The organism is Roseibium sp. (assembly GCF_025698965.1).
Taxonomy (GTDB): Bacteria; Pseudomonadota; Alphaproteobacteria; order Rhizobiales; family Stappiaceae; genus Roseibium.
On sequence record NZ_JAILWL010000152.1, the window covers coordinates 1 to 12,540 of the forward strand.

Here is a 12,540-nt window from a genome sequence, read left to right on the forward strand (position 1 = left end):
GGTTCTAAAAACCCGATTCGTGCCGAAAAATTAATGAGAGATTTCCACTCATAGATAAAAAATATCACTTGCAGGAAAAAGGAAAGCAAAAATATGCCGCAGACACGCCATTATTTCTTCAAAAACATTAACAATGTATGCATTGTCAAGGTGCTTTTCCTGAAAAACGCAATATAACTCCTAATTGCATCGTGAGTTGTAAGTAGTATTGCCTCTAGTTAGTAATAATAAAATAGTTTCACATACGCGAATATATGACGAGGTGTGGAATAACAATGGTAGATATCAGAGCGTAAATGATACTTAAGGTAAGTATACTCTGGCGAAGCACCTATTACGGGCATGTTCAAATTGGCCCTTCAGGTTTCCTGTCATCCAGATAAGGCGGAACATCTACTAAAAAGGCATGAAAGATGGGTTTTGTTCGGCGCTCGAGAAGCGTAACGGGCAATTGGTTTGATCGAAGTCATACGCTCGTAATCGTTTCAGACTTAACCTTAATTCAGTTGAAGAATTCCGACGCACAGCGGCAAATGAGAAGGTTGTAACGGGTCGAGAAAACCGCCTAAGGTAATAAATCGGAAAAGGTCGGCGGATGGCCTGCTCGCGAAAGTGCCTTTACGGTAAGTGGAATTGAAGTCAGTTTATTCCCAAGGGGGCAAAGATGCTGGTCTCCCATACACGCATTGTCGATATCGTTGGCGATATCATTCGAATTCAGGTTTCATCTTCAAATACTGAGTCGGAAGGACGCCCCTGTCTGGGTGACCTGGCACTTGTCGATTCCGGAGACGGAACATCCTCTCTGGCACAGGTCATCAACATTGATCAGGACATGGTGTCCCTGCAGGTGAACTCGGGCACAAAGGGGCTGGCGAACAATGCCTCCGTGCGTTTTCTGGGCGAAGCGGCAAAGGTCACTTATTCGGACAACATTCTTGGCAGGGTTTTCAATGGAGCCGGTCTCCCGATAGATCAAGGCCCCGATCTGGCCAGCGATCCAGCCGTGCCGATCGGCGGACCCTCAGCCAATCCGATGAAGAGGGTTCTGGCCTCGCGCATGATCCGCACCGACGTGCCGATGATCGATATTTTCAATTGCCTGGTTGAGAGCCAGAAAATCCCGATCTTTTCGGTTTCCGGTGAACCCTATAACCCTTTCCTTGCAAGGATCGGCATTCAGGCGGATGCGGACATCGTGGTGTTCGGAGGCCTCGGTCTGATCTTTGACGACTACGCGTTTTTTCGAAAACAATTCGAAGACGCCGGCGTGTTTCCGCGCACGGTGATGTTCATCAACCAGGCGTCCGATCCGGTGGTCGAACGCCTTCAGGTTCCTGATATGGCGCTTGCGGTCGCCGAGAAATTCGCGGTCGAGGAAGGCAAGCGCGTTCTCGTTCTTTTGACCGACATGACCGCCTTTGCAGACGCGATGAAAGAGGTTTCCATTGCCATGGAGCGCGTCCCCGCGAACCGCGGTTATCCGGGAGATCTTTATTCGCAACTTGCGCGCCGCTATGAAAAAGCTTGTGATTTCAAAGGGTCTGGCTCAGTTACCATCCTGACGGTTACCACTATGCCGGGCAACGATGTCACCCATCCCGTGCCCGACAACACCGGTTACATCACCGAGGGGCAGTTCTATCTGCATAGTGGTGTGTTGGATCCTTTCGGTTCACTTTCCCGCTTGAAGCAGCATGTCATCGGCAAGGTCACCCGGGAAGACCATAATCAGATCATGAACACGATGATCCGTTTTTATTCCGGTGCACGCGATGCTGAACAGAAGCAATCGATGGCGTTCGAATTGTCGGATTACGACCGGCAGCTGCTGAAATTCGGCGCATTGTTTCGGGAGCGATTCATGGACATCGAAGTCTCGAAGCCGCTGGAAGAAGCACTCGACCTGTGCTGGCAGACACTGGCGGAGTGTTTCGAGCCGGAACAACTGCTGATGAAACAGGGTTTGATCGATAAATACTATCCGGAGGAAGCTGCAAAGGCCAAGGCCTCCGATGAGGAAGCGGCCTGATGGCGAAGCTTGCGCTCAACAAGTCATCCCTGGCCCGGGAAAGCGCACAGCTTGCCGAGTTCAAGCGTTTTTTGCCTTCCCTGGAATTGAAACGGTTGCAGATCATGGCCGAGCGGGCCAAGGCCAAGGAAACAGTGGCGAAACTGGATCGCGACTATGAGCAACGCTTCGCCGATCTGGCGAGCTCACTGCCGATGCTTGCAAATGAGCAGGTGCCGCTCGAAGGACTGGTAAGCCTGAAAGAAACGGTCAGGGGAGAGCAGAACCTCTCCGGCACGATCCTGCCGGTATTGGAAGATGTCGAGCTGGACACGAAATCCTATTCACTGCTGGCGCGCCCGCACTGGGTGGACCCATACGTCAAAGGTATGCAGGAACTGCTGCGGCTGAACATGGAAAAGGAAGTGGCCCACGAACGGATCGAGCGACTGATCGAGGCAGAAGCGGTGATATCGCGCCGGGTAAATCTGTTTGAGAAAGTCCTGATCCCCCGCGCGGAGAAGAATATCAGGAAGATCCGCATGGCGTTGGCGGATTCAGAGCGCGATGCCGTGGTCCGCGCGAAAATCTCAAAACGCAAGACCGCAGGCCGCAGCGCTGAGGAAAGGATGGCAGAGCTATGACCATTGTTCCTCTCGTCAAGGTGAACCTGGTCGGTATTCTGGACGACAAGGAAAAGGTCCTTGAGGCGGCCCAGGCAATCGGCGCTCTGCATCTGATCCCTCTGACGTCAGCGCAAAAGGATCTGGAGGCCGTGCCGGCGGGGCTGGGCCGGGAAGCGGTCGAGGCCCTGCGATGGCTGGTGGACTGTTCTTCGCAACGCAGACCTGTAACCGATCCGGAGGAATTCCATCTCCAGGATGTCGTCGAGAAGACATTGAAAAACCGCAAGGCGCTGAAAGCGTGTCAGGATCTGCTCGCCAAGCTGGATCGCCGTATTCACGATGTCGAACCTTGGGGCGACTTCAATTTCTCGGAACTGCACGACGTCGGTCACAATCGGCTTTGGTTTTACGTGGTTCCGCATGGAAAACTGAAACTGGTCGACCCGACGGATAAGATCCTGGAAGTCGTCCACAAGGACAAGTACCGCTCTTACATAGTGGTGCTTTCGCCAGAGGAGCCACCGTCCAGTGCCATGCCGGTCCCCAGGACTCATGTTGGCGCGGCCTCCCTGTCGGCGCTGAAACGCCAGTATGAAAAAGCTGCGATCGACCTGGAAGAGCTGGAGCTGGAGCGTCAGTTGCTGACCAAATGGCGATATGTGCTTGCGCAAAATCTGGCGGCCGCCCGGGACCATTCGGCTCGACAACGTGCCGCACTTGAAACAGCGGACAGCGAGCGGGTCTTCATTCTGCAGGCCTGGGCCCGGCGGGATCAGATGGATGAGATCAGGGAATTGGCTGCCGCACTTGGTATCGCGGCGGTCTTCAGTGATATTTCGGAGGGCGACAAACCGCCGACGCTGCTGGAAAATGCGACGCCTTTGAAGGCGGGTGAAGATTTGGTCGAGTTCTATCAGACGCCCGGATACCGCGATTGGGATCCGTCGGCGATCGTTTATGTCTCGTTCATAATTTTCTTCGGCATGATCATGACGGATGCCGGCTACGGCCTGCTTTTGCTCGCGCTTCTGTTTCTCTTCCGCAAACGCTTCACCGGATCGGATCTGGGTCGGCGGATGTTTCGCATGTTCGCCTGGCTGATGGTCTCCACAGCGGTTTTCGGTGTGCTGACGGGCAGCTATTTCGGTATATCACCACCGAACGGAAGCTTCCTTGCACATTTGAAGATCCTTCATCTCAAAGACGTTGATACGATGATGAAAATCACGCTGACCATCGGCGTGGTGCACATCGTTCTGGCCAACATCATGCGCGCCGTTCACGAAAAAACACCAAGTGGACGGTTTCAGCCCCTTGGCTGGTCGCTGGTTGCACTCGGTGGACTGGCGACCTTTCTGGGGCAGGGGACCGTATTTGAAACTGGTGGACCCGTGAGCATCGTCCTTGGATTGTTGACTGTCGGCTTTTTCGGCAGTGACCGGAAAGTGAATTCGGTCAAGTCCGGTGGCATGCGGATCTTTGACGGTCTCGCCTCCCTCGCCCGTATCGTGAACATCTTCTCCGATGTGCTCAGCTATATGCGGTTGTTTGCATTGGGTCTGGCTGCGGCTTCCCTTGCCGAGACCATCAACTCGCTGTCCGGGCAGCTCCAGCACACGGTCCCGGGACTGGGTCTTCTGATCGCTATTCTGGTGTTGGCGATCGGGCACGCAATTAACATCGGGCTCGGACTGATCGCCGGTTTTGTTCACGGTCTGCGCCTCAATGTCATCGAGTTTTTTAACTGGGGTCTGAAAGACGAAGGCAAGCCCTTCCGTCCGTTTAAGAAAGAGGAGACACGCCTGTGAACGAATTCGTTGTGGCTCTCGGTTGGTTCGGGCTCTATGCGCCGGTTGCTCTCGGGGCGATCGGCAGCGCCTGGGGGTGCGCTCTTGGCGGCAGCGCCGCGATTGGCGCCATGTTGGACAGCGAGGGCGGCTATGGCCGCTTTATCGGCGTTTCCCTGATGCCGTCCTCGCAGGTAATCTATGGCATCGTCATCATGTTCTCGTTGCAACAGCCGAGCGTTGACGCCGCCAACGGTGCGGCGCTGTTCGGAATTGGCCTGTTGTCCGGCTCTACCATGCTCTTCACCGGCATTCGTCAGGGTGAAGTGTTGGCTTCCGCCATTCACGCCTCCAAGGCCAAACCGGAAATTTTCGGGATCTCGCTTGCTCCTGCTGCAGTGCTGGAAGGGTTTTCGGTGTTTGCGCTGGTATTCGCACTTGTTCTGGCCGGGACGATCCCGAGTTAGGAGACGGAAATGTCCAAACGCAATGGATCTGCAGATCTGGAAAATGCCGCCGGCGAAGGTGTCCAGGCATTGATCAACCGCCTGAAGACGGAAGGCATTGCCGCCGGCAAATCCGAAGGCGAGGAAATTCTTGCCAAGGCCAAGGCCAAGGCGGATGAAATCGTTGCCGAGGCGCAGAAGAAAGCTGATGGCATCCTGGCAGAAGCGCGTGCGGAAGCCTCCAAGGAAAAGACTGCAACCGAGGATGGATTGAAAGTTGCTGCGCGCGATCTGGTCCTCAGCCTTCGAAACGAACTTGGTGACCGCATTCAGCAGGAAGCCGAACGTTTGGTGGGGACGACACTTGGCGATCAGGAGTTTTTGCAAAAACTCATTTTGACCATGGCTGCAAATGCCAAGGCAAATGCATCGGTCAACGACAAGGAGCCGATGGAAATCGTTCTTCCAGAAAAGGTCGTGACGTCCGAGGAGTTGAAGCAATCGCCCGAATCTGTCGAACCGGGCACGCTGACGCATTTTGTCATCGCTCTCGCCGGCAAGGCGCTTCGGGAAGGTGTGACATTTTCCACGGCGCCTGGATTTGACGGCATCAAGGTCAAGCTGACGGATAGGGACGTCTCCATTGACCTGACCGAGGAAGCAATCGCAACGCTTTTGAAACGTCATCTGCAACCCCGGTTGCGAGCCGTCATGGAAGGAGTGCTTCGCTAGCCATGTCCCGGCCGCACCAATACATAGCGTTGATGACCAGCCTGCCACATCTCGGCAAGCTGTTTTCGCGCAAAGAGGTACCGATCTCGCAGTTTCGGCTGAAGCAGCGCCTTGCGATGCTTGTGCCGGAACACGTTGCTCTATTGCGTGAAATGGTTGAGGTCACTGCCTGGGCGGGGGTTGCCAAATACAACCAGGACATCGAGGTCATCCGGCGCGCCAATCAGGTGATCGCGGATTTGAAGGATTACCCGGATCTGCAAAATCTTGTCGGGGCGCGTATGGAAACACGCACGCTGATTGCCGCTCTTAGAAGGCGCGCCCGGGGTCAGGATACGGCCGGGGACATCCAATCCTGGGGTTTTGGCCGCTGGTGCAGCCAGATCAAGGCAAACTGGAGCGATCCGGCCTTCGGGCTCGGGCATTTCATGCCGTGGGTCTCGGAAGCCCACCGGTTGATGCAGCAGGATGATCACATCGCCATGGAGCGCCTTACCCTGACCGAGGTGTTCCGTCAGCTCGATCAGTTCGGAACCCGGCACGAATTCGATTTCGAAGCGGTCGGTATCTATGTCTTGCGCTGGGTCATTGTGGAACGGTGGTCACGCTACAACGATGACGATGCGAGAAAACGGTTGCAGTCCCTGATTTCCAGCGCGTTGAATGGCACGGATGTGGCTGAAAACATCGCTTCGACGCAGGTTTTTTCAACTGACAATTCCTTGAATTTTGAGGGGGTCACGTCATGACCAGCCAAGTTCAGCTTCCGGAGCCGAGCGCGGAAATTATCGCGGTCCAGGATGATCTGGTGACAATCTCGCCGACGGGCGATGCCCCGCTGATCAAGAACGAGGTTGTCTATGTCATACCACACGGACCGGAGCGCGAAGGCAAGCCAAGGGAGTACCTGAAAGCCGAGGTGCTGCGTGTACGCGGAAAGTCGGCCGAAGCACAGGTATTTGAAAGCACTTCAGGTGTTCGCGTTGGCGACAAGGTGGTGCAAAGCGGTGAAATGCTGTCTGTGGCGCTTGGACCTGGGCTCTTGAGCACGGTCTTTGACGGGTTGCAGAACCCATTGGCGGAAATAGCCTCCGAACACGGATTTTTCCTGCCGCGTGGTGTCTTGACCAACGCCCTTGATCAGAATCGGAAATGGGCCTTCGAACCGAAGGTCAAGTCCGGGGACGCGGTCAAGGCTGGAGATACGCTCGGCACGGTTCCTGAGGGACGGTTCGAACACAAGATCATGGCACCGTTCTCACTGACGGGTAGCTGGTCGGTTGAACGTGTCCGCGAGGGGTCTTTCACCGTCAACGAGACAGTGGTAACGCTCCGGAACGACAAGGGAGAGACCCGGGACCTGACGATGGTACAGCACTGGCCTGTCCGCCGTGCGCTTCCTGAAGGCCTGGTCAAGTCAGGTCAAAGTGAGCGTCTTTACCCGAGCGAGCCCCTGATCACCACCTTGCGCCTTATCGATACTTTTTTCCCGATCGCCCGAGGGGGCATGGGCTGCATTCCAGGTCCGTTCGGTGCCGGCAAAACAGTGCTGCAATCGCTGATCTCGCGGTTCTCGGCCGTCAATATTGTGATCGTGGTTGCCTGCGGCGAGCGTGCTGGGGAGGTTGTGGAAACGATCACCGAATTTCCACATCAGCCTGACCCGTCCGGTGACGGCACACTGATGGACCGAACGGTTATCATCTGTAACACTTCGTCCATGCCGGTCGCGGCCCGCGAAGCCTCCATCTACACAGGTATCACGCTTGGTGAATACTATCGTCAGATGGGGTATGACGTGCTGTTGATTGCCGACAGTACCTCCCGCTGGGCGCAGGCAATGCGCGAAACCTCGGGAAGATTGGAAGAAATTCCCGGTGAAGAAGCCTTTCCCGCTTATCTGGATTCCTCGATTAAAGGCATTTACGAACGCGCAGGCGTGCTGAAAACGGCGACGGGAGAAACCGGCAGTCTGACGATGATCGGCACCGTGTCCCCGGCAGGCGGCAACTTTGAGGAGCCAGTCACGCAGTCAACGCTCGGCACGGTCAAGACATTCCTCGGCCTGTCGTCCGAACGTGCCTACAAGCGTTTTTATCCCGCCGTCGATCCCTTGCTGTCCTGGTCCCGTTATCACGTCCAGCTGGGGGACTGGTATCAGGAGAACATCGGCCCGAACTGGGTGCCTCGTGTTGAAGAGATGATCGAGCTTCTCGGCAAGGGCGATGAAATCACCCGGATGATGCAGGTGACCGGTGAAGAAGGGGTCTCGACCGAGGACTTCGTTCTCCAGCAAAAGGCGCTGTTCATGGATATGGTCTACCTGCAGCAGGATGCCTTTGATGATGTCGATGTATCGGCTCCGCTGGCGCGGCAGCAGGAGACATTTGATCTCGTTTACAAGATTGCCAAGACCGACTTTGCGTTTGAGGACAAGGATGCGGTCCGCAAGTTCTTTACCGAACAGACGTCTCTTTTCAAGAACCTGAACTACTCGGCGGACAACAGCCAGGAACGCAGGGACCTGCTGCAGAAGATCAAAGACAACGTTGATACGGCACCGACGCATGTTACGTCTTGATGCCGAGGTGTTATCGGATCGGTTCCGACGCACCTGATGCCTGGCTACACTAACTTGAAAAAACGCTCATGATTTCATCAAGTGGTTTTTTCAGTTTGGCGGCGGCAGGAACGGTTGCGTCTTCGGCCGGATGACCAACTGCCAGGATCATGACCGGTTTTTCTGCCTCCGGCCGATCCAGAATGTCGTTCAGGAATTTCATCGGATTGGGAGTATGAGTAAGAGTGCTCAGGCCCGCATGATGAAGCGCCGTGATAAGCATGCCGGTCGCGATTCCGACGCTTTCCGGAACATAGTAATGCTTGTAGCGGCTGCCATCTTCAAAAGTACCCCAGCGCTGAGCGAAGATGACGATCAGCCAGGGAGCAATTTCCAGATGCGGTTTGTCCGCATTGGTTCCGATCGGCTCAAGCGCTTTGATCCATTCATCACCGGCGCCGCCATCGTAGAACCGTCGTTCTTCCTCTTCTGCAGCCAGTCGGATCTTGCGCTTCAACGCTGCACTTGAGACGGCCACGAAATGCCACGGCTGGTGGTTGGCACCGCTGGGGGCGGTGCCTGCCGCGAGAACGCAAGTCTCGATCACGGAGCGATTGACGGGACGGTCCGCGAATTGACGAACGGTATGGCGGGTGCGCACCTCTTGATAAAACTCCCGCGCACGGCGAAGCATTTCCTCATCCGGAAATTCGCGCCTGTCCGGGAGTGGCAGAGGCTTATAGTCGAGGGCGGATTTGGAAATCATTGGTCATCCATCCATTTTGAACTCTGTGCAGTTAAGTCTAACGGGTCCGGACAGTGCGTCACTGGGACCAAATGTACAATTGAAAGTGGGGCAGCCTTCCAAGCAATCTGATGTCTCGATATGTCAGGACGCAGCCGCCGTGAATTTGCTTGCGTGCGAAAAAACGATTGAACACGGGCCTGTTTCCCAGGGCTCTGACCATACCCAGTGCGGCTGGCCGGAATTTTTTAACCCGACGAAAGCAACATGGAAGAAGATATTGAAAAGATCGTTCCGTTTGCCCGGGACATGCAGCCCGGGACGCTGGCTTATTTGAAAGCCAATATTTCCCGAACTGTTGTGCGCTCCGGAGAAGACATCCTGCGTCCGGGAGACACCGTAAATGGAGTTTACCTGGTCAAATCCGGAACCATCCGGGTTTATTACATCGATCCCGAGGGCCGGGAAGGCACGCTTTACTGGATAGAATCGGGCGAAAGCTGCATTTTGGCGCTGAACAGCCTGTTTTCCGAAATGCCCTATCCCGCCTGGGCGGCGGCAGATACCGATGGCGTCGAGTTTCTGACCCTGTCCGGAACTGTGTTTCGGGAGTTGTTTGCAAAAGATCGAGCAGTTCAGGGCTTCCTGTTCGAACAACTGTCCGGACGTGTCTACTCGCTGCTTCACTCTCTGGAACAGAGCATGAGGCTGCCGCAGGAGGAACGCCTGATCCTGCTGCTCCTGGCAAGGGCTGATGAAAACGGGGTGATCTTCCTGTCGCAGGACAGGCTCGCGCGGGATCTTGGAACGCTTCGTGAGGTCATTTCCCGCTTGCTGCGCAATCTCGCAAGCCAGAATCTGATTTCGCTCGCTCCGAAGCGGATCACAATTCTGGACAGAAGACGTCTGGAAACACTGGTTCCTGCGGACAATCCGGACAGCTGATCGCACCTCCGGCGGTGGCGGAGGTGCGGATCGGGTGCGCAAATGCCGGGGGACCCGTCCCAACCCCCGGTGTGCGGCGCTCTAGTTGGTGAGTGCCCTGGTTGCTTCCTCGGTCGTCAGGACGCCGTTTGCGATCATGCTGTAATTGACCAGCGCGGCGTTATAGGCGTCGTCTCCCGGCGCACCGACGGCATCCTTGACGACATAGACATTGAAACCGTTTTCCATCAGCGCACGCATGTGCGAATCCACACACAGATTTGCAACAAGTCCGCCAAGAATGACCGTGTCGATGCCGCGTGAGCGAAGCTGGTAAATCAGGTCATTGCTCTCCGGTCCGTACATCTTGTGGGGGGCAACCACAATGGTCTGGCCGTCCTGGATGTAGCGTTTGTAAGGTTCGTAGAAATCTGCCCCGGATCCTTCAAAGCCTGTCGGGTCGCTCAAGGATTCGCGGTAGAGCGCCTTCATGTCGAGCAACTGCCGTTGCAATGCGCCCGCGTTGGACCAGTCGATGTCGATCTTCGTGTAAACAAGCGGATCGACAGCAAGCGCAACACCTTCCGACTTTGCGGTTTTCATCAGTGTTTCGATGTTTTCGATGGTTCCCAGTTCGGCGAGATTATCGGAGACCAGTCCGTAGAGTTTTCCATCCGGTGAGAGAAAATCATTCTGCGGGTCCGTGATGACAATCGCGGTATGATTCTTGTCAAAGCTCGGCAGGCCGTTCTCGGCAGCCGGTGCCACCGTGGCTGCCAGAGCCAGAGGCAGGCTTGCAGCCAGCGACAAAAGTAGCGTTTTCATATCTACAACTCTCTGATTTGTGTTCAAGACTGCCGGACGACACGTTGGCGAAAGTCGTTGCCGGCGGGTCTGGTTGTAGGAAAGCGAGGGGGAACACTCTGGAACAATTGTTCCACGTCGCCGGATTTTCGAGGTTCAGAAGCGTTTTCTGCAACCGGATCGCCACCTAAAAACCGGAAATTATGCGCAATTTTGAGGGCTTTTCGGACCTGATCAAAAAATAGCCTTGACCAATGACACAGCTGCTTTCTAGATTTTCTTGACCAATTGGTCAGCGAGGAGCGTTCAGAAGGAAAAATGCCCGTTCGTTCTTTTCGCGACCAAAGTGCTGACGTCCTGTGAGGCAGGTAATACCTGCCCTTGCGTTTCGAGCAGCATGGGTTGAAAAATTCCAGAGAAGGGCTTTGCCGATAGAGCGAAGCTCATAACCAGTAGGGGAATGGCAATGAAGGCATTAAAAAGTCTGGCGCTTGCATCCGTTTTAGGCACAAGCCTGGTTTCCGGTGCGGCAGAAGCCGCCGACGAGCTGACACTCCAGCTGAAATGGGTCACGCAGGGCCAGTTCGCCGGATATTATGTGGCTGAGGACAAGGGTTTCTACGATGAAGAAGGCCTTGACGTAACCATCAAACCGGGTGGTCCCGATATCGCGCCGCCCCAGGTGATTGCCGGCGGCGGTGCCGACGTGGTCATCGACTGGATGCCGTCCGCACTTGCTTCGCGTGAAAAAGGTGTGCCGCTGGTCAACATTGCCCAGCCGTTCAAGAAGTCGGGCATGATGCTGACCTGCCGCAAGGACACGGGTATCACTTCTCCTGAGGATTTCAAGGGAAAGACTCTTGGTGTCTGGTTCTTCGGCAATGAGTATCCGTTCCTGTCCTGGATGAGTCAGCTCGGAATTCCGACCGATGGCGGCGAAGATGGTGTGACGGTCCTGAAACAGGGCTTCAATGTCGATCCTCTTTTGCAGAAGCAGGCCGACTGCATTTCCACCATGACATATAACGAATACTGGCAGGTGATTGACGCTGGAATTCCGGAAGACGAGCTGATCGTCTTCAAATATGAAGACCAGGGCGTGGCGACGCTGGAAGACGGCCTTTACGTGCTGGAATCCAGCCTCGAGGATCCGGAAATGGTCGACAAGCTTGCCCGGTTCGTGAAAGCCTCCATGAAAGGCTGGGCTTACGCAGCTGAAAATCCGGAGGAAGCTGCGGAAATCGTGCTCGAAAACGACGCAACCGGTGCTCAGACCGAAAAACACCAGGTCCGCATGGTTGGTGAGATCAACAAGCTGGTTGACGGTTCGGACGGAAAGCTGGACATGAGTGCTTACGAGCGCACGGTGAAGTCCCTGCTCTCAGGTGGCTCCGATCCGGTCATTACCAAAGAACCGCAGGGTGCGACATCCACGGCTGTGACCGACAAGCTCTGAGCAAACTGAAACAGTCATCAGTCGATGGCAACACAACTGGAAAGGCCGCCGTCAGGCGGCCTTTTTGGTTTCGGCAACAACCAGAAAATTCCACTGATAATCAGCTTTAGGTTTTACTCCGGCGCCGCGCCACTTTAGAACACAAGTGAAACCGAGTTGGGAAAGCGGGCATGAAAAAGGCAATTGTTCTGGGCGCTTATGGGTTCATAGGCGCAGCCTGTGTGCGTGCACTTCAGACGTCGGGGTACAGGGTGACGGGGGTCGGGCGCTCGGAGAAAATTGCGCGCAGAACGTTTCCGGATCTTGAATGGATCATTGCGGATATCACAAAAAATACCATCGTGAACTGGCGTTCTGCTTTTGACGGCACAGATGTGGTGGTGAACGCGTCTGGAGCCTTGCAGGACGGCGCCAGAGACGATCTCGTCGCCATTCATGAGACTGCAGTG

General features: G+C 55.2%; 12 protein-coding genes. 10 read left to right on the forward strand and 2 right to left on the reverse strand.

What is annotated here, in order from left to right:
- The first annotated feature begins 664 nt into the window (after window positions 1-664).
- The 7 genes from K5905_RS13920 to K5905_RS13950 are packed head-to-tail and all read left to right on the forward strand — an operon-like array spanning window position 665 to window position 8,183.
- Window positions 665-2,032, forward strand: a complete 1,368-nt coding sequence (locus tag K5905_RS13920; RefSeq protein WP_297584864.1) for a V-type ATP synthase subunit B — start codon at window positions 665-667, stop codon at window positions 2,030-2,032.
- Entirely contained in the window at window positions 2,032-2,655 is a 624-nt protein-coding gene (locus K5905_RS13925) for a V-type ATP synthase subunit D (RefSeq protein ID WP_297584866.1), read from the forward strand. Before K5905_RS13920 ends, K5905_RS13925 begins: the two co-directional genes overlap by 1 nt.
- A complete protein-coding gene (locus K5905_RS13930) occupies window positions 2,652-4,445 on the forward strand; it encodes a V-type ATPase 116kDa subunit family protein (RefSeq protein ID WP_297584867.1) in 1,794 nt (597 codons plus the stop codon). Before K5905_RS13925 ends, K5905_RS13930 begins: the two co-directional genes overlap by 4 nt.
- Window positions 4,442-4,891: an ATP synthase subunit C gene (locus tag K5905_RS13935; RefSeq protein WP_297584869.1), complete on the forward strand. Its 450-nt coding sequence runs from the start codon at window positions 4,442-4,444 to the stop codon at window positions 4,889-4,891. Before K5905_RS13930 ends, K5905_RS13935 begins: the two co-directional genes overlap by 4 nt.
- Window positions 4,892-4,900: 9 nt before the next feature.
- Window positions 4,901-5,602, forward strand: a complete 702-nt coding sequence (locus K5905_RS13940; RefSeq protein ID WP_297584870.1) for a hypothetical protein — start codon at window positions 4,901-4,903, stop codon at window positions 5,600-5,602.
- Between the two features lie 2 nt (window positions 5,603-5,604).
- Window positions 5,605-6,351 carry a hypothetical protein gene (locus K5905_RS13945; RefSeq protein WP_297584872.1) on the forward strand — a complete coding sequence of 249 codons (747 nt, stop codon included), beginning with the start codon at window positions 5,605-5,607 and terminating at the stop codon, window positions 6,349-6,351.
- The gene (locus tag K5905_RS13950; protein WP_297584874.1) at window positions 6,348-8,183 is read left to right on the forward strand and encodes a V-type ATP synthase subunit A; all 1,836 of its coding nucleotides are present in this window, start codon (window positions 6,348-6,350) and stop codon (window positions 8,181-8,183) included. Before K5905_RS13945 ends, K5905_RS13950 begins: the two co-directional genes overlap by 4 nt.
- A 49-nt stretch (window positions 8,184-8,232) precedes the next feature.
- Here K5905_RS13950 and K5905_RS13955 read toward each other — a convergent pair whose 3' ends face one another.
- On the reverse strand, window positions 8,233-8,928 hold the full coding sequence (locus tag K5905_RS13955; RefSeq protein ID WP_297584876.1) for a nitroreductase family protein: 696 nt from the start codon (window positions 8,926-8,928) through the stop codon (window positions 8,233-8,235).
- A 246-nt stretch (window positions 8,929-9,174) separates the two neighbouring features.
- Here K5905_RS13955 and K5905_RS13960 point away from each other — a divergent pair, with 246 nt between their 5' ends.
- Window positions 9,175-9,852, forward strand: a complete 678-nt coding sequence (locus K5905_RS13960) for a Crp/Fnr family transcriptional regulator (protein ID WP_297584878.1) — start codon at window positions 9,175-9,177, stop codon at window positions 9,850-9,852.
- Window positions 9,853-9,933: 81 nt separating this feature from the next.
- On the opposite strand, the gene K5905_RS13965 is transcribed toward K5905_RS13960, so the two are convergent.
- Window positions 9,934-10,656, reverse strand: coding sequence for an isochorismatase family cysteine hydrolase (locus tag K5905_RS13965; RefSeq protein WP_297584880.1), 723 nt, complete (start codon window positions 10,654-10,656; stop codon window positions 9,934-9,936).
- Between the two features lie 439 nt (window positions 10,657-11,095).
- On the opposite strand from K5905_RS13965, the gene K5905_RS13970 reads away from it, so the two are divergent.
- Both K5905_RS13970 and K5905_RS13975 read left to right on the forward strand, forming a co-directional pair.
- Window positions 11,096-12,091: an ABC transporter substrate-binding protein gene (locus K5905_RS13970; RefSeq protein ID WP_297584881.1), complete on the forward strand. Its 996-nt coding sequence runs from the start codon at window positions 11,096-11,098 to the stop codon at window positions 12,089-12,091.
- Window positions 12,092-12,261: 170 nt separating this feature from the next.
- Window positions 12,262-12,540 (forward strand): NAD-dependent epimerase/dehydratase family protein (locus K5905_RS13975; RefSeq protein ID WP_297584883.1); only part of this gene is annotated, 279 nt, incomplete at its 3' end.

What these genes read in the sequence shown, in the direction of transcription:
- K5905_RS13920 (WP_297584864.1), top strand. Translation starts at nt 665, where the DNA reads ATGCTGGTCTCCCATACACGCATTGTCGATATCGTTGGCGATATCATT.
- K5905_RS13925 (WP_297584866.1), top strand. Translation starts at nt 2,032, where the DNA reads ATGGCGAAGCTTGCGCTCAACAAGTCATCCCTGGCCCGGGAAAGCGCA.
- K5905_RS13930 (WP_297584867.1), top strand. Translation starts at nt 2,652, where the DNA reads ATGACCATTGTTCCTCTCGTCAAGGTGAACCTGGTCGGTATTCTGGAC.
- K5905_RS13940 (WP_297584870.1), top strand. Translation starts at nt 4,901, where the DNA reads ATGTCCAAACGCAATGGATCTGCAGATCTGGAAAATGCCGCCGGCGAA.
- K5905_RS13945 (WP_297584872.1), top strand. Translation starts at nt 5,605, where the DNA reads ATGTCCCGGCCGCACCAATACATAGCGTTGATGACCAGCCTGCCACAT.
- K5905_RS13950 (WP_297584874.1), top strand. Translation starts at nt 6,348, where the DNA reads ATGACCAGCCAAGTTCAGCTTCCGGAGCCGAGCGCGGAAATTATCGCG.
- K5905_RS13955 (WP_297584876.1), bottom strand. Translation starts at nt 8,928, where the DNA reads ATGATTTCCAAATCCGCCCTCGACTATAAGCCTCTGCCACTCCCGGAC.
- K5905_RS13960 (WP_297584878.1), top strand. Translation starts at nt 9,175, where the DNA reads ATGGAAGAAGATATTGAAAAGATCGTTCCGTTTGCCCGGGACATGCAG.
- K5905_RS13965 (WP_297584880.1), bottom strand. Translation starts at nt 10,656, where the DNA reads ATGAAAACGCTACTTTTGTCGCTGGCTGCAAGCCTGCCTCTGGCTCTG.
- K5905_RS13970 (WP_297584881.1), top strand. Translation starts at nt 11,096, where the DNA reads ATGGCAATGAAGGCATTAAAAAGTCTGGCGCTTGCATCCGTTTTAGGC.